General features: G+C 66.6%; 17 protein-coding genes. 10 read left to right on the forward strand and 7 right to left on the reverse strand.

Annotated elements, in window-relative coordinates; genetic code table 11:
- Positions 1-135 precede the first annotated feature (135 nt).
- From coaE to QGG75_01855, 4 genes are read right to left on the reverse strand one after another with little or no spacing between them, the layout of a single operon-like run.
- On the reverse strand, positions 136-798 hold the full coding sequence (coaE, locus tag QGG75_01840) for a dephospho-CoA kinase (protein MDP6065987.1): 663 nt from the start codon (positions 796-798) through the stop codon (positions 136-138).
- Positions 795-1,664, reverse strand: coding sequence for a shikimate dehydrogenase (locus QGG75_01845; GenBank protein ID MDP6065988.1), 870 nt, complete (start codon positions 1,662-1,664; stop codon positions 795-797). The genes coaE and QGG75_01845 overlap by 4 nt, the downstream gene beginning before the upstream one ends.
- Complete coding sequence (locus QGG75_01850) at positions 1,661-2,263, reverse strand: Maf family nucleotide pyrophosphatase (GenBank protein ID MDP6065989.1); 603 nt, start codon at positions 2,261-2,263, stop codon at positions 1,661-1,663. Before QGG75_01850 ends, QGG75_01845 begins: the two co-directional genes overlap by 4 nt.
- Positions 2,264-2,272: 9 nt before the next feature.
- Entirely contained in the window at positions 2,273-3,070 is a 798-nt protein-coding gene (locus QGG75_01855; GenBank protein MDP6065990.1) for a pyruvate, water dikinase regulatory protein, read from the reverse strand.
- 417 nt (positions 3,071-3,487) lie between these two features.
- On the opposite strand from QGG75_01855, the gene hemE reads away from it, so the two are divergent.
- From hemE to rho, 4 genes are all read left to right on the forward strand, one after another.
- The gene (hemE, locus tag QGG75_01860; protein ID MDP6065991.1) at positions 3,488-4,540 is read left to right on the forward strand and encodes a uroporphyrinogen decarboxylase; all 1,053 of its coding nucleotides are present in this window, start codon (positions 3,488-3,490) and stop codon (positions 4,538-4,540) included.
- A gap of 15 nt (positions 4,541-4,555) precedes the next feature.
- Positions 4,556-5,620, forward strand: a complete 1,065-nt coding sequence (hemH, locus tag QGG75_01865) for a ferrochelatase (GenBank protein MDP6065992.1) — start codon at positions 4,556-4,558, stop codon at positions 5,618-5,620.
- A 36-nt stretch (positions 5,621-5,656) separates the two neighbouring features.
- Complete coding sequence (gene hemJ, locus QGG75_01870; GenBank protein ID MDP6065993.1) at positions 5,657-6,094, forward strand: protoporphyrinogen oxidase HemJ; 438 nt, start codon at positions 5,657-5,659, stop codon at positions 6,092-6,094.
- A 230-nt stretch (positions 6,095-6,324) separates the two neighbouring features.
- A complete protein-coding gene (gene rho / locus QGG75_01875) occupies positions 6,325-7,581 on the forward strand; it encodes a transcription termination factor Rho (GenBank protein MDP6065994.1) in 1,257 nt (418 codons plus the stop codon).
- A 138-nt stretch (positions 7,582-7,719) separates the two neighbouring features.
- Here the strand turns inward: rho and QGG75_01880 are convergent, their stop codons facing one another.
- Genes QGG75_01880 through QGG75_01890 form a run of 3 tightly spaced genes read right to left on the reverse strand, consistent with a single transcriptional unit; the run spans position 7,720 to position 11,261 of the window.
- The gene (locus QGG75_01880) at positions 7,720-8,694 is read right to left on the reverse strand and encodes a quinone oxidoreductase (protein ID MDP6065995.1); all 975 of its coding nucleotides are present in this window, start codon (positions 8,692-8,694) and stop codon (positions 7,720-7,722) included.
- A gap of 36 nt (positions 8,695-8,730) precedes the next feature.
- A complete protein-coding gene (locus tag QGG75_01885) occupies positions 8,731-9,198 on the reverse strand; it encodes a methylated-DNA--[protein]-cysteine S-methyltransferase (protein ID MDP6065996.1) in 468 nt (155 codons plus the stop codon).
- Positions 9,199-9,221: 23 nt separating this feature from the next.
- Positions 9,222-11,261, reverse strand: a complete 2,040-nt coding sequence (locus QGG75_01890) for a thioredoxin domain-containing protein (GenBank protein ID MDP6065997.1) — start codon at positions 11,259-11,261, stop codon at positions 9,222-9,224.
- Positions 11,262-11,376: 115 nt separating this feature from the next.
- On the opposite strand from QGG75_01890, the gene QGG75_01895 reads away from it, so the two are divergent.
- The 6 genes from QGG75_01895 (at position 11,377) to QGG75_01920 (ending at position 16,788) form a co-directional block, all read left to right on the forward strand.
- Complete coding sequence (locus tag QGG75_01895) at positions 11,377-11,616, forward strand: DUF6489 family protein (GenBank protein ID MDP6065998.1); 240 nt, start codon at positions 11,377-11,379, stop codon at positions 11,614-11,616.
- A gap of 6 nt (positions 11,617-11,622) precedes the next feature.
- Entirely contained in the window at positions 11,623-11,940 is a 318-nt protein-coding gene (locus QGG75_01900; GenBank protein ID MDP6065999.1) for a (2Fe-2S) ferredoxin domain-containing protein, read from the forward strand.
- A gap of 63 nt (positions 11,941-12,003) precedes the next feature.
- On the forward strand, positions 12,004-13,353 hold the full coding sequence (gene mnmE, locus QGG75_01905; GenBank protein ID MDP6066000.1) for a tRNA uridine-5-carboxymethylaminomethyl(34) synthesis GTPase MnmE: 1,350 nt from the start codon (positions 12,004-12,006) through the stop codon (positions 13,351-13,353).
- Positions 13,354-13,468: 115 nt separating this feature from the next.
- Positions 13,469-15,364, forward strand: a complete 1,896-nt coding sequence (gene mnmG / locus QGG75_01910; GenBank protein MDP6066001.1) for a tRNA uridine-5-carboxymethylaminomethyl(34) synthesis enzyme MnmG — start codon at positions 13,469-13,471, stop codon at positions 15,362-15,364.
- A 52-nt stretch (positions 15,365-15,416) separates the two neighbouring features.
- Positions 15,417-15,983, forward strand: coding sequence for a 16S rRNA (guanine(527)-N(7))-methyltransferase RsmG (gene rsmG, locus QGG75_01915; protein MDP6066002.1), 567 nt, complete (start codon positions 15,417-15,419; stop codon positions 15,981-15,983).
- Positions 15,970-16,788 (forward strand): AAA family ATPase, encoded by an 819-nt coding sequence (locus tag QGG75_01920; GenBank protein ID MDP6066003.1) that lies wholly within the window; start codon positions 15,970-15,972, stop codon positions 16,786-16,788. Before rsmG ends, QGG75_01920 begins: the two co-directional genes overlap by 14 nt.
- The last annotated feature ends 7 nt before the right edge of the window (positions 16,789-16,795 follow it).

Below are 16,795 nucleotides of genomic sequence, written 5' to 3' on the forward strand. Positions count from 1 at the left end.
GGAAGATGGGGGGAAACCTTTTCCCAGACCTCATCCCTGATGACGAAACGTCCCGTGTTCATCAAAACCTCCTTGCAAAAGGAAGTTTGAATCACTTTTTGACGCTCTTGGGAATCCCTTAAATGTCAACAGGCCCTAGCCGGGGCGCTTCGCTCCCGCCAGGGCCCGCCGCCCCACTCGGCGCCGTGGTTTCCCTGGCGCCGTGCGCGGAGCAGGCGAGAGCGCCGCGACTATAGCCCGGATGTGGCCCAGCGACACCCGCTTTCCCGCACCCGAGGGGATGACGAAATCGGCGCGCCGGCGTTTTTCCCGGTCCGGCGTCTGCTGGGCCAGGATGGCCGCGAACTTTTCCTCGCTCATGTCCGGCCGGGCCAAGACGCGCTGGCGTTGCACGCAGGCCGGCGCCGAGACTACGGCAACGTAATCGCAGCGTCGTTCGCCGCCGGTCTCATACAGCAGCGGCACATCGTTCACCACCAACTTCGCCGCCGCCGCCCGAGCCCGGCCCATGAAGCGGTGCTGGGCCAGGCGCACCAGGGGATGCAGGATGGCTTCGAGGCGATCGAGCTGGGCCCGGTCGGCGAAGACACGACCGCCCAGCGCCGGACGATCGACGGCGCCCTGCGCGACCACCCCGGGAAAGGCCGCCTCGACCGCCGCCACGGCACGGCCGCCGGGGCCGAGCAGGCCATGAACCTCGGCGTCGGCATCGAAGACCGGCACGCCGAGCCGGCGGAAGGCCTTGGCGGCCTCGCTTTTGCCCATGCCGATGGAGCCCGTCAGGCCGAGCACGATCATGGCGAACCCGCGATATCGGCAACCAGCAAGGCCCGCAGTTCAGGGCTTACCTCGGGCGCCACGCCGAACCAGGCGCCAAAACCAGGCCGGGCCTGATGCAGCAGCATGCCCAGACCATCGACCACGGGGTTGTCCCGGTCAGCGGCGTCGCGCAACAGCGGCGTTTGCAGCGGCGTATAGACGACATCGGCGACGATTGCCCGGGGCGCCAGAGCGGCCAGATCGAGTTCCAGTGCCGGGCCGCCGGCGAGGCCCTGGCTGGAAGTGTTGACCAGCAGCGCCGCCCGGCCCAGCAGCCGCGCCCGGTCGAGCCACAGCCCAACCTTGATTTGGCCGCCGAGCTCCAGGGTCCCGAGTTTCAAGGCCAGAGCCTCGGCCCGGCTGGCGGTCCGGTTGACGATGGTGATCTCGGGCACGCCCGCCTCAAGCAGCGCCACGGCCACCGCCCGGGCCGTACCACCGGCGCCGATGAGCAGCGCCGGGCCGGCCTCGGGCTGCCACCCGGGCACGCTTTGGCGCAGGTTCTCGATAAATCCGAAGGCGTCGGTGTTGTCGCCCAGAAGGCTGCCGTCAGGGCGCATGGTAACGGTATTGACGGCACCGATGCGTTGCGCCGTCGCTGTCGCCTCGTCGACCGCCTGTAAAGCCGCCTCCTTGTGCGGCAGCGTCACGTTGACGCCGGCAAAGCCCATCAGGCCGAGCGCCCTGAGGGCCTGGGCGAAGTGCTCGGGCGCCACCGCCAGTGGCACGTAGGCGCCGTCGATGCCGTAGTGCTCGAGCCAGTAGCCATGCAAAAGCGGCGAACGCGAATGCTTTACCGGCCATGCCATGACCCCGGCCAGCCTGGCCTTGCCGCTGAGTTTCACGAGCTAATCACTCCCTCGTGGCGCAAGAACTCGAGCAGTGCCAACAGCGGCAGCCCGAGGACCGAAAAATAGTCCCCCTCGATGGTCTTGAAAAACTGTGCCCCCGGTCCCTCCAGGCGATAGCCGCCGACGCTCGACAGCACCGTCTCACCCGCCGCCGCCAGGTAGGCATCGAGAAAGGCCTCGCTGAAGTCCCGCATGGTCAGAACCACGCGGTCGCTGTGGCGCCACACCACCTGGCCCTGGCGCACCAGGCACAGCCCGTTGACGAGATCGTGAGACCGGCCCCTGAGCCGCAGCAATTGCCGCCGGGCCGCCGCCAAATCGCGGGGCTTGGCCAAAACCTCGCCGCCCAACCAAAGGATCTGGTCGGCCGCCAGCACGGCGGCGCCGGGCCGGCTGGCCGAGACCTCCTGGCCCTTGGCCAGGGCCAGGGCCAGGGCGATTTCCTCGGGCTGGGCCTGGTCCCGCACCAGGCTATCGCGCAAGGCTGCTTCGTCGAGTTCAGCCGCGACGGTGCTGAATTCGATGCCGGCGCCCCGCAACAATGCCGTCCGGGTGCTGCTGGCGCTGGCCAGAATGAGTTGGCCGGTGCTCACCGGCTGGTGTCAGACATCGATGCTGTCGGCATGGAGATTGAGGATGGCGGCCGCGGTTTCCTCGATCGAGCGTCGGGTAACGTCGATGACCGGCCAGTCGTGGGCTGAAAACAGCCGCCGCGCCGTGGCCACCTCGCGTTTCACCGTCTCGATACGTACGTAGTCGGTTTCGTCGTCCTGGCGCAGCGCCACCATGCGATTGCGCCGGATGTGCACCAGGCGCTCGGGATTGGTGGTAAGGCCGATGATCAGCGGTCCTTCGAGATTTTCGAGCTCGGCCGGCAGCGGACAGTCCGGCACGATGGGTACGTTGGCCACCCTCAGCCCACGATTGGAAAGGTAGATGGCGGTCGGTGTTTTGGAGGTGCGCGAGACGCCCACCAAGACGATATCGGCCTCCTCGAGGTCAGCCAACGATTGGCCGTCATCGTGGGCCATGCAGTACCCCATGGCGTCGATACGGCCAAAATATTCCGCATCCAAAACGTGTTGAATCCCAGGCAAATCCCGGGTCTTGGCACCCAGGTAGCTGCTCAGCGCAGCCAACACCGGATCGAGCACCGGCACGCAGCCCAACTGCAATTCGCGACAGCGCTGTTGCAGCATGTCCCTGAGATTGTGGTCGACCAGGGTAAACATCACCAGGCCGGGATGGTTTTCGATCTCGCCCAGCACGCGCACCATCTGCTCCTCGCTGCGCACCAGGGACCAGAGGTGAAGCTGGGGTTTGATGTTTTCGAATTGCACGATGGCGGCATGTGCCACGGCGCTCAGGGTTTCGCCGGTAGCGTCCGACACCAGATGCAGATGAAAGTGCTCTCCAGCTTCGCCTGGGGAGGAGTGGTGTTTGGCTGGGGGCGAATCAGGCGTTGCTGCTCGATCGTTCATTCTGTTCCCATTTGGCCTGTTTTCATCCCTTCATCGGGCGGCGCTTAGGCGTTTCGGCGGGCCGCCGAAGGGCGGCTCGAAAAAACCGGCTTATCCCCTCGCGGCCCCCCTAATATCACCGTTATCCCCAGCATTCCAAGTGCCGGCCCAGCCTGGCTTTTCCCGACTTGTTCCGAGAACTGTTGATTTTCCCTCCCCAATCGGGGAAAACCCGGTGGCCTGGGAACGAATCCGGGAGGGTTTTGAATCCCCACGATTCACAGCCATCCACTACTACCACTACCTTTCTTTTAAATAAGATATATGAAGTAGTGATGTGAGTTCATGGCGGAAATGATGACCAGCGAAAGCAAGAGCAGTGAAAAGTTGCTGCTGCGAGCTTTGCGGGGCGAGACCTTGGCCCGGCCGCCTTTTTGGCTGATGCGCCAGGCCGGGCGCTATCTGCCGGAGTATCTCGAGATCAGGCGCCAGGCCGGCGATTTCCTGTCGCTTTGCTATTCGCCCGAGCTGGCTGTCGAGGTGACCTTGCAGCCCTTGCGCCGCTTCGCCATGGATGCGGCCATTCTGTTCGCCGATATCCTCGTGGTGCCCGATGCCTTGGGCCAGGCCTTGAGTTATCGCGAAGGTGAAGGTCCGGTGCTGGAGCCGGTGCGCAACGCGGCCGAGCTGGGACGTTTGGATATGGCCGGATTGCATGAACGCCTGGCACCGGTCTACCAGACCATCCGCCGGCTGCGCCAGGAATTGCCGCCGGCGACGGCGCTGATCGGCTTTGCCGGGGCGCCCTGGACGGTGGCAACCTATATGGTCGAAGGCGGCTCGAGCCGCGACTTCGCCACCATCAAGGCCTGGGCCTACGGCGATCCCGAGGGGTTTGGCAGGCTGATGGCGCTGTTGGTCGACGCCACGACGGAATATCTCGAGGCACAGGCCGAGGCCGGGGCCGAGGTCGTACAGCTGTTCGACACCTGGGCGGGAGTACTGCCGGAGAGCGCCTTCGAACGCTGGTGTGTGGCGCCGGTAGCGGAGATCGTGAGGCGCTTTGGCAAAAGCCACCCCGAGATACCGGTAATCGCCTTTCCCCGCGGTGCCGGGGTGCTCTATGGCGGCTACGCTGAAGCCACCGGGGTGGCCGGCCTGGGCCTCGACGCCACGGTGCCGCTGGGTTGGGCGGCTCGGACGCTGCAACCGTTTGCCACCTTGCAGGGCAATCTCGATCCCTTGATGCTGATTACCGGCGGCGCCGCCATGCGTCGGGAAATTGGCGGTATATTGGAAACCTTGGGAAAGGGACCGTTCATCTTCAATCTGGGTCACGGCATCGTCCCGGCAACACCGCCGGAGCACGTGGCGGAGCTGGCCGAATTCGTGCGTTCCTGGCGGGCCTGAAGACGGGTGCGGGTGATGCGCACGGCCGTCGTACTGTTCAACCTGGGTGGCCCGGACAGTCCCGAGGCCATTCGGCCCTTTCTCTTCAACCTTTTCAACGACCCCGCCATCATCGGCCTGCCACAGCCCCTGCGTTGGCTGCAGGCACGACTGATTTCGCGCCGCCGGGCCAGGACGGCGGAGGCAATTTACGCCCACCTGGGCGGTCGCTCGCCGATCCTCGAAGGCAGCCAAGCACAGGCCCGGGCGCTGCAGGATGTTCTCAACCAAGCCGCCGCCGAGGGCGACGAAGCGCGGGTCTTCGTGGCCATGCGCTACTGGCGGCCGCGGGCCGGCGAGGTGGTGGCGGAGGTGGCACGCTGGGCCCCGCAGCGCCTCGTGCTGCTGCCGCTTTATCCGCAATATTCGACCACCACCAGCGCCTCGTCGTTGGCCGAGTGGCGGCGTCTGGCAGCGCGGCAAGGCCTGGATCCACCGACCTGGGCGGTGTGTTGTTATCCGCGCCAGCCGGGCTTCATCGCGGCGCTGGCCGGCGGCCTGCGGCGGACGCTCGAGGAGATGCGCGCCCAGGGACAGCGGCCGCGGCTGCTGTTGTCGGCCCACGGCCTGCCGCAACGCCTGATCGAGCGCGGCGATCCCTATCAGTGGCAGGTCGAGGAGACGGCGGCGGCGCTGCTGGCGGCACTGGGGGACGAAGATGCCCAGGCGGTGATCTGCTATCAAAGCCGGGTGGGACGCCTGGCCTGGATCGGTCCCTCCACCGAGGACGAAATAAGGCGGGCCGGCGCGCAAAAGCAGGCGTTGCTGGTGGTGCCGCTTTCCTTCGTGTCGGAGCATTCGGAGACCCTGGTCGAGCTTGACATCGAATATGCCGATTTGGCGGTCCGGGCCGGGGTGCCGGCCTACCGGCGGCTGGCGACGGTGGCGACGGACGCGGCCTTTATCGCCGGTCTGGCGGAGTTGGTCGGTGAGACCCTGGAAGCACCGACCGGGCTCTGTCGCGGCGGCGGTGCCTGTGCCGCCGGCCTGGCGGGCTGCGCCGAGCGCACGGCGGCCGGCGCCGGCGCCGGCGAAGCATAAGGAGGGCGCCCCATGACCTGGCCGGCCCTACAAGACATGTTGAGCGGATGGTACGATTGGCTGCGGGCGCTCCATGTCATCGCCGTCATCGCTTGGATGGCGGGCATGCTCTATCTGCCGCGGCTTTTTGTCTACCACTGCGAGGCCGAGCCGGGGTCGCGCCAGTCCGAGACCTTCAAGGTCATGGAACGCCGCCTGTTGCGGGCTATCATCAATCCGGCCATGGTGCTGGCCTTCGTGTTCGGCGGCTTGATCGTCTTGAGCGGGGTCGTCGATTGGAGCCAGACCTGGCCCTGGGTCAAGGCCCTGGCGGTGATCCTGATGACCGCGGTGCATGGCTTTCTGGCCCGTTGGCGGCGCTTTTTCGCCGAGGACCGCAATCAGCATTCGCAGCGTTTTTACCGCCTGGTCAACGAGCTGCCGACGTTGTTGATGATCGTCATCGTCATCATGGTGATCGTCAAACCTTGGTAAAGATCCCGGTGCTTTGGCAAAGACGAATTCTTGGATCCGATTCGTCGTTGACTTCTAGGCGGCCTTTGGTTACTGGTTTGTCTTCTATCTGTGGCGGGGCCTACGGGAACCGCCTTCTCGCCAGACAGTGAGCTTTCGCGCGGCCGGATAAGTGAACCGGTCGAGCGGTCTGCGCATTCAGGACCTTCCGTCCGCCCCCCCTTCCAGTTGCTGGTCACCACGGGACCGAAATGAATCTCCAGGAGTTGAAGTCCAAGTCGCCGACCGAGCTGCTTCAGTATGCCGAAGAGCTCGAGGTCGAAAACGCCAGTACGTTGCGCACGCAGGACATGATGTTCGCCATCCTCAAGCAGTTGGCGGACAACGAGATCGAGATCTCGGGACGCGGCGTGTTGGAGATCCTGCAGGACGGGTTCGGCTTTTTGCGCTCGCCGGAATCGAACTACCTGCCGGGGCCCGACGACATTTATGTCTCGCCCAGCCAGATCCGGCGCTTCGCTCTCAAGACCGGCGATACCGTCGAGGGGCTGATCCGCTCGCCGCACGAGGGCGAGCGCTATTTTGCCCTGCTCAAGGTCAAGACCATCAACTTCGAGGAATCGGAGAAGGCGCGGCACAAGGTCAATTTCGACAACCTCACCCCGCTCTATCCCGACGAACGCATCATCCTGGAATCCGACGATCCCACGACCAAGGACCGCTCGGCCCGGGTCATCGAACTGATTTGTCCCCTGGGCAAGGGCCAGCGCGCCCTGATCGTGGCGCCGCCGCGCACCGGCAAGACCATGATGCTGCAGAACATCGCCCACGCCGTGACCGAGAACAATCCCGAGGTCTATCTCATCGTCCTGCTGATCGACGAGCGGCCCGAGGAGGTCACCGACATGCAGCGGAGCGTGCGCGGCGAGGTCATCAGCTCGACCTTCGACGAGCCCGCCTCGCGCCACGTGCAGATCGCCGAGATGGTGATCTCCAAGGCCAAGCGCCTGGTCGAGCACAAGCGTGACGTGGTCATCCTGCTCGATTCCATCACCCGCCTGGCGCGGGCCTACAACACCGTGGTGCCGTCCTCGGGCAAGGTGCTCACCGGCGGTGTCGACGCCAATGCGCTGCAACGCCCCAAGCGCTTTTTCGGCGCCGCCCGCAACATCGAGGAAGGCGGCTCGCTGAGCATCATCGCCACGGCCCTGATCGATACCGGCAGCCGCATGGACGAAGTCATCTTCGAGGAATTCAAGGGCACCGGCAATTCCGAGATCATCCTCGACCGCAAGCTCAGCGACAAACGCACTTGGCCCAGCATCGATATCACCAAGTCCGGCACGCGCAAGGAAGAGCTGCTGGTCGACAAGGGCACGTTGTCCAAGATGTGGGTGCTGAGGCGCATCCTCATGCCCATGGGCGTGACCGATGCCATGGAGTTCCTGCTCGACAAGCTCAAGACGACCAAGAACAACACCGAATTCTTCGATTCAATGAATACCTGACCGCTCGGTCACAAATAAATCGGCGATACCCGCGGTCCATACGATCGGTCGGTTTCTTTGCTGGCGCTAGTCATGGGTCGGGGCGGCTGCGCCGGGCCTCCCAATTCGGGACGCCCGGCGACCGAGAGAATCGTTTCGCTATGGTAACATAATCGTCGAGCCGGTAGTCTTGCGTCCCTCCAGGTCGATATGGGCCTGGGTGGCTTCGGCAAGTGGGTAGGTCTGGTTGATCTCGATCTTGACGGCGCCCGATCCCACCAACTCGAAGAGTGCCGCGGCGCTGGCCACCAGGTCCTGGCGTTTGGCGGTGTAGGTCATCAAGGTGGGGCGGGTGATGAAGAGCGAGCCCTTGGCCGCCAGGGTGCCGAGCTCGAACGGCGGCACCGGACCCGAGGCGGCACCGAATAGTACCATCGTACCTAAAGGCTGCAGGCAATCCAGCGAGGCCTCGAAGGTGTCGACACCCACCGAATCGTAGACCACCGGCACCCCGGCGCCGTCGGTGATCTCCTTGACGCGCTCGACGACGTTCTCGCGTGAGTAGATAATAGGGTGGTCGCAGCCGTGCGCCCGGGCGAGCTCGGCCTTTTCCTCGTTGCCCACGGTGCCGATGACGGTGGCGCCCAGGTGCTTGGCCCACTGGCAGGCGATCAGGCCGACGCCGCCGGCGGCGGCGTGAAACAAAATCGTCTGGCCGGCCTGCAGCGCAAATGTGCGGCGCAAGAGATATTCCGTCGTCATGCCCTGCAACATCATGGCGGCGGCGGTGTTGTCTTCGATGCCGTCGGGCAGGCGCAGCAGCCGGTCGGCCGTCAACAGGCGGTTCTCGGCGTAGGATCCCGGCGGCGGCGCGGCATAGGCGACGCGATCGCCCACCGCCACCTCGCTGACGCCCTCGCCGATGGCCTCGACGACGCCGGCGGCTTCCATGCCGATGCCGTGCGGCAGCTCCAGGGGATAGAGCCCGGCGCGGTGATAGCAGTCGATGTAGTTGAGGCCGACGGCGCTGTGGCGCAACAAGGCCTGGCCGGGGCCGGGCTGGCCGACGTCTACGTCCTCCCAGATCATCTTTTCCGGGCCGCCGGTTTCGTGGATGCGAATGGCTTTGCTCATGGTTTTGTCCGTTTCGATTTTGGGCTGGGTTGGATTTCAGAGCATGGCGCCTTCGAGGCGCAAGAGAGCGACTTTTGTCGCCACCCCGCCCTCAGCCGAGAAACCGCCGAGGCCCTGGCTTGAGACCACGCGGTGGCAAGGGATCAAAATGGCGATGGGATTGGCGCCGCAGGCGCCGCCCAGCGCTCGCGGGGCGCTGCCGAGCTCGTGCGCAAGCTCGCCATAGGTGCGCACTGAGCCATAAGGAATAGCCTGCAAAGCTTGCCAGACGCGCTGCTGGAAGGGCGTGCCGGGGGGTTTCATCTCGAGGCCGCGGAAATCCACGGCCTCGCCGTCGAAATAGCTTTGCAAGAGCACATGTGCCCGGGCCAGCAACGGTGTCTGGCGCAGCTCGGCGCCGGGCACGGCGGCCGACACGCGGCCAAAGTCAAGCGACACGATGGCGCCGTCCTCTTCGCTGATGGTGAGGTCGCCGACCGGGCTGTGGAGCGAAAGCTGCAGCATACCCCATGGTGGGCGAAATGCACTCAGGCCGCAAGCTCCGCCGCCAGCTCGCCGGCCTCCGTGAGGGGCAGCGAACATTGCCGCCCGCGGCAGACATAAGCAGTGGCGTGGCCTGCCAGTTGCACCTTGGCGGCGGCCGGGTGGCCGGCCGGCAATTCCTGGCCGGGATCCAGCCGCTGCACCACGCGGTGCGCGAGCGGTGCCTGCCAGACCGCCCGCAAGAGCGCCCGGGTGTCCTCGGCCGCGGCCTCGCCGACGATCACCACCTGGGTTGCCGCCTCCAGGCATTCGCTGTTGCTGAGCAGCGTCGGCAGGGCCGTGAAGTTGCGCCCGACCTCGGCCGTGAAGGCGGCGATGAGGGCCTCGGCGCGCTGGCGGTAGGCGGTCTTGCCGGTGACATGGAAAAGCCGCGCCAGCACCCCCACCATGGTGGCGTTGCCCGATGGGGTGGCGCTGTCGGCGATGTTGCGGGGCCGGGCGATAAGGTCCTCGCCGTCATCGGCGGTGAAGAAATAACCGCCGTTCTCGGCGTCCCAGTAGTGGGCCTCGAGGACCGCCACCCAGGCCTCGGCCTGGGCCACCAGGCCGGGCTCGCCGCCGGCCTCGTGAAGGGCCAGCGCGGCGCGGGCCATTTGGGCATAATCGTCAAGAAAACCGGCCTCACCGAGGCGGCTGCCGCGGCGGCAGTGGCCGAGGCGCTGGCCCCGGGCCAGGGAGCTGCTGACGCAGGCGAAAGCCCGAGCCGCCAGGGCCAGCCAGTCGGGCCGCTCGAAGGTCGCCGCGGCGGCCGCCAGGGCGGCGATCATCAGGCCGTTCCAGTCGGCCAGAACCTTGTCGTCCCAACCCGGTTTGGGGCGCTGTTCGCGGCTTTCCCAGAGGCGCTGGCGGGCAGCCGCCAGGGCTGCCTCAAAGGCCTCGCCGCCGAGCTCGGGGGCGGCGCTGCGGTTGAGGATGGTACGGCCTTCCCAATTGCCGCCCGGCGTCACGTCGTAGGCGGCTTTGAAAAGCTCGGCCTGGGCGCCCAGCAGGGGATCGATCTCGCTCTCCGACCAGACATAGAAAAGACCTTCCTGGCCCTCGGAATCGGCGTCCTGGGAGGCCGCGAAGGCGCCCCCCTCGGCCAGCATCTCACGCTGGCACCAGGCCACGGTTTCGGCCACCCGCTGGGCGTAGAGCGGGTTTTGGCCGTGGCGCCAGGCGTTCGTCAGCAAATCGATCAGCAGGGCGTTGTCGTAGAGCATCTTTTCGAAGTGCGGCACCAGCCAGGCTTCGTCGGTGGCATAGCGGGCAAAGCCGCCACCCAGGTGATCGTAGATGCCGCCCTGGCAGATGCGGTCCAGGGTCAGCCTCACGACCTGGCCGTAGCGGGCCTCGCCGGTACGCAAGTAGGCCTTCCAAAGAAATTCGAACATCGACGTCTGGGGGAACTTGGGGGCTCCGGCAAGGCCGCCGAAGGTCGGGTCGATAAGGCCCAGCGCCTGGGTTGCCGCTTGGTCGTAAAGGGTTGGGCCGAGGCGGCTGGGGCCGGAGCCGGCGACGGCGCCATCGCGATTTGTGGGCCGCGAGATTCGCGCCAGGGCTTGGCTCAGTTGGTCGGCGCTCTGGCTGACGCCGTCGGGACGCTCGCGGTAATAATGGCTGAGTGCCTGCAGCACCTGGCTGAAGGCGGGCCGTCCCCAGCGGCTGTCGGGGGGAAAGTAGGTACCGCCCCAGAAGGGCCGGCCCTCGGGGGTCAGGCACATGGTCAGCGGCCAGCCGCCGTGCTCGCCCATCAGGGCCAGGGCGGATTGGTAGATGTGATCTACGTCGGGGCGTTCCTCGCGATCGACCTTGATGTTGATGAAATGCGCGTTCATCAGCTCGGCCGTGGCCGCATCCTCGAAGCTTTCGTGGGCCATCACGTGGCACCAGTGGCAGGCGGCATAACCGATGCTCAGCAGGATCGGCTTGTCGGCCCGGCGGGCGGCGGCAAAGGCGGCCTCGCTCCAGGGCTGCCAGAGCACCGGGTTATCCTTGTGCTGCAACAGATAGGGGCTGGTCTCGAAGCTCAGCGTATTGGCCATGGCGCTCCTCCGGAAGCCGTTGACGGCATTGCGGCGGCCGCCGGCCTCGACTACCCTGAGACCGCAAGGGCAGCCAGCCAGGCAGCCAGGTGACCGGGTGGCCGGGGGTAGCGACATGAAGGTAACGATCGATATTGACTGCACACCCGAGGAAGCAAGATCCTTTCTCGGCCTGCCCGACGTCGGGCCGCTGCACGACGAGGTGCTGGAAGGCTTTCGCCGCCGCCTCTTCGAGCAGCTCGAGGCGATGGATCCCGAGGCCATGATGAAGGCCTGGATGCCGGCCGGGGCGGAGGGCTGGGAGAATATGCAGAAAATGTTCTGGAGCCAGTTCGGTGGCGCCAAAAAGGAGTAGGGAAAGATGAACGAGCCGAGGCCAAGCTTGCGCTACCATGTTTTCTGCTGCACCAACCAGCGCCCGCCGGAGCACGAACGCGGCAGCTGCCAGGCCAGCGGTGGCATCGGTTTGCGCAACTACTTGAAGGACAGGGTCAAGGAGCTCGGGCTCGAGGGCGTGCGCATCAACGCCGCCGGCTGTCTGAACCGTTGCGAAGAGGGGCCGGCCGTGGTGGTCTATCCCGAGGGCGTCTGGTATCGGCTGCAGAACAAAAGCGATATCGAGGAAATCATCAGCGGGCATCTGCAGGGCGGCGAGCCGGTGGCCAGATTGCGCATCTAGCGAGATCCCGGCCGGGCACCCCGGCGAGCGAATTTCCGCAGCGCTAGAAAAGAGGGAAATCGGCTGTCCGAAGGGGAAACCATTTATGCCCTTTCCAGCGGCGCCGGGCCGGCCGGTATCGCCATCGTGCGGCTTTCCGGGCCCCGGGCCGGGGAGGCGATACGCCGGCTGGCCGGCCAAGTACCGGAGCCCCGCCGTGCCAGGCTGGCGGCGCTCGGCCAAGGCGAGCTGATCGACCGCGCCCTGGTGCTGTGGTTTCCCGGGCCCGACAGTTTCACCGGCGAGGACGTGGCGGAATTCCACCTCCACGGCGGCCCGGCCGTGGTGGCGGCGCTGCTGGCGGCGCTGGCCGAAATAGCTGGCCTCAGGCCGGCCGGGCCGGGAGAGTTCAGCCGCCGAGCCTTCGAGAACGGCAAGTTCGACCTCACCCAGGCCGAGGCCATCGCCGACCTGGTGGCGGCCGAGACCGAGGCCCAGCGCCGCCAGGCCCAGATTCAACTGGGCGGCGCCCTGGGCCGGCTTTACGAGGGCTGGCGGGGGATTTTGACCGGGGCGCTGGCGCATTTCGAAGCGGCCATTGATTTCGTCGACGAGGAGCTTGAAGTGGACCTTCAGGCGGCACGCCGCGAGCTCGGCCAGGTGGCCGGCGAAATTGCCGCGCATTTGGCCGACCGGCGCGGCGAGCGGCTGCGCCAGGGCGTTTCGTTGGCCATCGTCGGGCCGCCCAACGCCGGCAAGTCGAGCCTGCTCAACTGGCTGGCGCGGCGCGATGCGGCCATCGTTTCGGCCAGCCCCGGCACCACCCGCGACATCATCGAGGTGCAGCTCGATCTGGGCGGCTGGCCGTTGTCGGTGGCGGATACGGCCGGGCTGCGCCAGGCGGTTGGCGATGGCGTCGAGGCCGAGGGCTTGCGCCGCGCGCGCCAACGCGCCGAGGGCGCGGATTTGCGCCTGGTGGTGGTGGAAGCTGGGGAATGGCCCGAGGTCGACGCCGAGACCGCGAAATTATTGGACGAGCGATCGCTCGTTTTGGTCAACAAAGTCGATCTGGCGGCCGTGACGGTGCGCCGGACACCGGGTGGGGCGCCGGTTTACGCCGTCTCGGTCAAAACCGGCCAGGGCTTGGAGGAGGCCTTGGCGGCGCTAGAGGCGCGCCTGGCGGCCGAGCTTGCGCCCCAGGGGCTTGGGCCGGCGGCGCTGGCGTCAGCGGGTGCCAGCCTGACGCGGGCCCGCCATCGCCAGAGCCTCGAAGTCTGTGGCCAAGAGCTGGACCGGGCTTTGGGGCAAACCGAGGTCGAGCTGGCGGCCGAAAATGTGCGTCTGGCGGGCCGCGCCCTGGGCCGCATTACCGGCCGCGTGGACGTGGAAGACATACTAGATTTAGTGTTCGCTGAGTTCTGTATAGGCAAATAAGGGATGGAAACGACAAGAGTGGGTGACTTGGCGGCAATGTTTCACGTGAAACAACAGCCTGGGAAGGCGCCAGCGGTCTTTGACAGCCGGCCATTGCAAACCTAGATTGGCCGCCATGTTGCGCCACACCCCACCGAGCGAGGACCAGCCCTACGACGTCATCGTCGTCGGCGGCGGGCACGCCGGCTGCGAGGCGGCGGCGGCGGCGGCCCGGGTGGGGGCGCGAACCCTGTTGCTCAGCCACCGCCTCGAGACCATTGGCGAGCTCTCGTGCAATCCCGCCATCGGCGGTCTGGGCAAGGGACACCTGGTGCGTGAGGTCGACGCCCTCGATGGTTTGATGGGGCGCGTCGCCGACGCCGCCGGCATCCAGTTCCGGCTGCTCAACCGGCGCAAGGGACCGGCCGTGCGGGGACCGCGGGCCCAGGTCGACCGGCGGCTTTACCGCCAGGCCATGCAAGACGCGCTGGCCGAGACCGCCGGCCTGGAGCTGGCGGCGCTGACGGTCGAGGACCTGATCGTCGAGGCGGGCGGCCGCATTGGCGGGGTGATCGCCGCCGGGCGGCGCCTGCGGGCGGCCGCTGTGGTGATCACTACCGGGACTTTCCTGCGCGGCGTCATCCATTGCGGCGAACACAGCGAGCCGGCCGGCCGCCTCGGCGAAGCACCGGCCTTGGCGTTGGCCGAGACCTTCGACCGCTTGGGCTTCGGACTGGGCCGATTGAAGACAGGGACGCCGCCGCGCCTCGACGGTGGGACTATCGACTGGACGGCGCTTAAGGAGCAAATCGGCGACCAGCCGCCGCTGCCGTTTTCCTTTTTGAGCGATGGCATAGACAATCCTCAGGTGGCCTGCCACATCACCGCCACCACAGCCGCCAGCCACGATATCATCAGGGCCAACCTGCGGCGCTCGCCGATCTACAGCGGCCGTATCAGCGGCAGTGGTCCGCGCTACTGTCCTTCGATCGAGGACAAGGTGGTGCGCTTTGCCGATCGCCCCAGCCACCAGATCTTTCTCGAGCCCGAGGGCCTGGACGACGACACGGTCTATCCCAACGGTATTTCGACGTCGCTGCCGGCCGCCGTGCAAGCCGAATTTCTGGCCACCATACCGGGCCTCGAAAGGGCCCGGATCCGCCGCCCGGGGTACGCCGTGGAGTACGACTTCGTCGATCCGCGCGGCCTCGGGCCGACCCTGGAAAGCAAGCGTCTTGCAGGGCTCTTTCTGGCCGGCCAGATCAACGGCACCACCGGTTACGAGGAGGCCGCCGGGCAGGGCCTGGTGGCCGGGCTGAACGCGGCCTTGGCGGCCGGTGGTGGTGGCTCGTTCAGGCTCGACCGGGCGGAAGCCTACATCGGTGTCATGATCGACGATTTGATCGGCCGTGGCACCCGCGAGCCCTATCGCATGTTTACCTCGCGGGCCGAATACCGGTTGACGCTGAGGGCCGACAACGCCGACCAGCGGCTGACCCCGCGGGGCTTGGCGGCAGGCTGCATCGGCAGCCGGCGGCGGCTGGCCTTCGCCGCCAAAGCGGAGTCCCTGGCGGCGGCCCGCGAGCTCGCCGCCGGATGCTCGCTGACGCCCAACCAGGCGCGTCGTCAGGGCATCGCCGTCAACCTCGATGGCCGGCGACGCACGGCCGCCGAACTGCTGGCGCTGCCTGGCGTCGGCGTCGCCGAGCTGGGTTCGCTGTGGCCCGAGTTCGCCGGGCTGGCGCCGGCCGTCGCCGAGCAGCTCGAGATCGACGCCCACTACGCCGGCTACCTCGAGCGCCAGCAGGCCGACATCGAAGCCTTTCGCCGCGACGAGGCCTTGCTGCTGCCGGCCACCCTGGACTATGGCGGGGTGGCCGGACTATCCAATGAGCTACGCGAGATCCTGGGCTGCAGCCGGCCGGCCACCCTGGGTGCGGCGGCCCGTCTGCCCGGTGTCACGCCGGCCGCATTGGTACTGCTGCTGCGCCACGTCAGGCGGCGCGGAGAGCGGGAAACGCGGGTTGCCTGAGTCTCTGAGCCCGCAGGATTTCGCCGTCGCCGCGGCTGTTTCACGTGAAACAATGGACCGCCTGGAAGCCTACGCCGAGCTGTTGCGGCGGTGGCAGGGCACCATAAATTTGGTCAGCCGCCGCTCCCTCGACGATCTCTGGCGCCGGCATTTTCTTGATTCGGCGCAGCTCGCCCGCCATGCCCCGGCCGGCGCGCACTGGCTCGACCTGGGCAGCGGCGCCGGCTTCCCGGGCCTGGTGCTGGCCATCATGGGAGCCCGCGTCACCCTGGTCGAAAGCGACCAGCGCAAATGCGCCTTCCTGCGCGAGGCGGCACGGCTCAGCAACACCGCCGTCAACCTTCTGCCTCAGCGCGTCGAGGAGCCGGTACCCGGGGGTCTTGGGCCCTTTGACCTCATCACCGCCCGGGCCTTGGCGCCGCTCGATCGGCTGATCGCTTTGGCCGCGCCTTGGGCCACACCGGATACAGTGGGTCTGTTTCCCAAGGGACAAGATGTAGATAATGAATTGACCCGCTGCGCTAAATATCGGAAACTCGACTTCGAAAAGCTGCCGAGCGTTACGGATCCGGCGGCCAGTATCGTGCGCGTAAGGGGGTTGTGCCATGGTCGGAGATAATTTGCTGCCGCTGCCAGGAGCTCGGCCGCGGGAAACCAGGATCTTGGCGGTTGCCAACCAGAAGGGGGGCGTCGGCAAGACCACGACGGCGATCAACCTGGCCACCGCCATGGCCGCCATCGGCTGCCGGGTGCTGGTCTTCGACCTCGATCCGCAGGGCAACGCCAGTACCGGCTTGGGCATCGAGCGGGCCAACCGCCGCCTGGCCAGTTACGATATTCTGGCCGGTTCGGCGACGTTGCGCCAGGCCACGGTGGCCAGCGACGTGCCGGGGCTGGACGTGGTGCCTTCGACGATCGATCTCTCGGGCGCCGAGCTCGAGCTGGTCAGCGTCGAGCGCCGCAGCTATCGCCTGCGCGACGCCATCACCGAGGCTGTCAGCGACTACGACTATGTGCTTATCGATTGCCCACCGTCGTTGGGGCTGCTGACCATCAATGCCCTGACAGCGGCGCATGCCGTGGTGGTGCCGCTGCAATGCGAGTTCTTTGCCCTGGAAGGCCTGGCCCAGCTCATTCGCACCGTCGACCTGGTGCGCAAGGCCTTCAATCCCAGGCTCGAGATCCAGGGTGTGGTGCTGACCATGTATGATCGCCGCAACAACCTGTCGGACCAGGTGGCGGCGGACGTGCGCGGCCATCTCGGGACCAAGGTCTACGACACCATGATCCCGCGCAACGTCAGGGTTTCCGAGGCCCCATCCCACGGCAAGCCGGTCCTGCTTTACGATTTTCGCTGTGCCGGCAGCCGGGCCTATATCCAGTTGGCGGGCGAGTTGCTGCGCAAGGAGCGCGCTGCCGCCTGAACGGAGG

Source organism: Alphaproteobacteria bacterium, assembly GCA_030740435.1.
Lineage (GTDB): Bacteria > Pseudomonadota > Alphaproteobacteria > UBA2966 > UBA2966.

Excerpts from the sequence above, each read along its gene's own strand:
- coaE (MDP6065987.1), bottom strand. The coding sequence starts at position 798 with ATGATCGTGCTCGGCCTGACGGGCTCCATCGGCATGGGCAAAAGCGAG.
- hemH (MDP6065992.1), top strand. The coding sequence starts at position 4,556 with ATGCGCACGGCCGTCGTACTGTTCAACCTGGGTGGCCCGGACAGTCCC.
- QGG75_01920 (MDP6066003.1), top strand. The coding sequence starts at position 15,970 with ATGGTCGGAGATAATTTGCTGCCGCTGCCAGGAGCTCGGCCGCGGGAA.
- QGG75_01880 (MDP6065995.1), bottom strand. The coding sequence starts at position 8,694 with ATGAGCAAAGCCATTCGCATCCACGAAACCGGCGGCCCGGAAAAGATG.
- QGG75_01885 (MDP6065996.1), bottom strand. The coding sequence starts at position 9,198 with ATGCTGCAGCTTTCGCTCCACAGCCCGGTCGGCGACCTCACCATCAGC.
- rho (MDP6065994.1), top strand. The coding sequence starts at position 6,325 with ATGAATCTCCAGGAGTTGAAGTCCAAGTCGCCGACCGAGCTGCTTCAG.
- rsmG (MDP6066002.1), top strand. The coding sequence starts at position 15,417 with ATGGACCGCCTGGAAGCCTACGCCGAGCTGTTGCGGCGGTGGCAGGGC.
- mnmG (MDP6066001.1), top strand. The coding sequence starts at position 13,469 with ATGTTGCGCCACACCCCACCGAGCGAGGACCAGCCCTACGACGTCATC.
- hemJ (MDP6065993.1), top strand. The coding sequence starts at position 5,657 with ATGTTGAGCGGATGGTACGATTGGCTGCGGGCGCTCCATGTCATCGCC.
- QGG75_01890 (MDP6065997.1), bottom strand. The coding sequence starts at position 11,261 with ATGGCCAATACGCTGAGCTTCGAGACCAGCCCCTATCTGTTGCAGCAC.
- QGG75_01895 (MDP6065998.1), top strand. The coding sequence starts at position 11,377 with ATGAAGGTAACGATCGATATTGACTGCACACCCGAGGAAGCAAGATCC.
- hemE (MDP6065991.1), top strand. The coding sequence starts at position 3,488 with ATGACCAGCGAAAGCAAGAGCAGTGAAAAGTTGCTGCTGCGAGCTTTG.
- QGG75_01900 (MDP6065999.1), top strand. The coding sequence starts at position 11,623 with ATGAACGAGCCGAGGCCAAGCTTGCGCTACCATGTTTTCTGCTGCACC.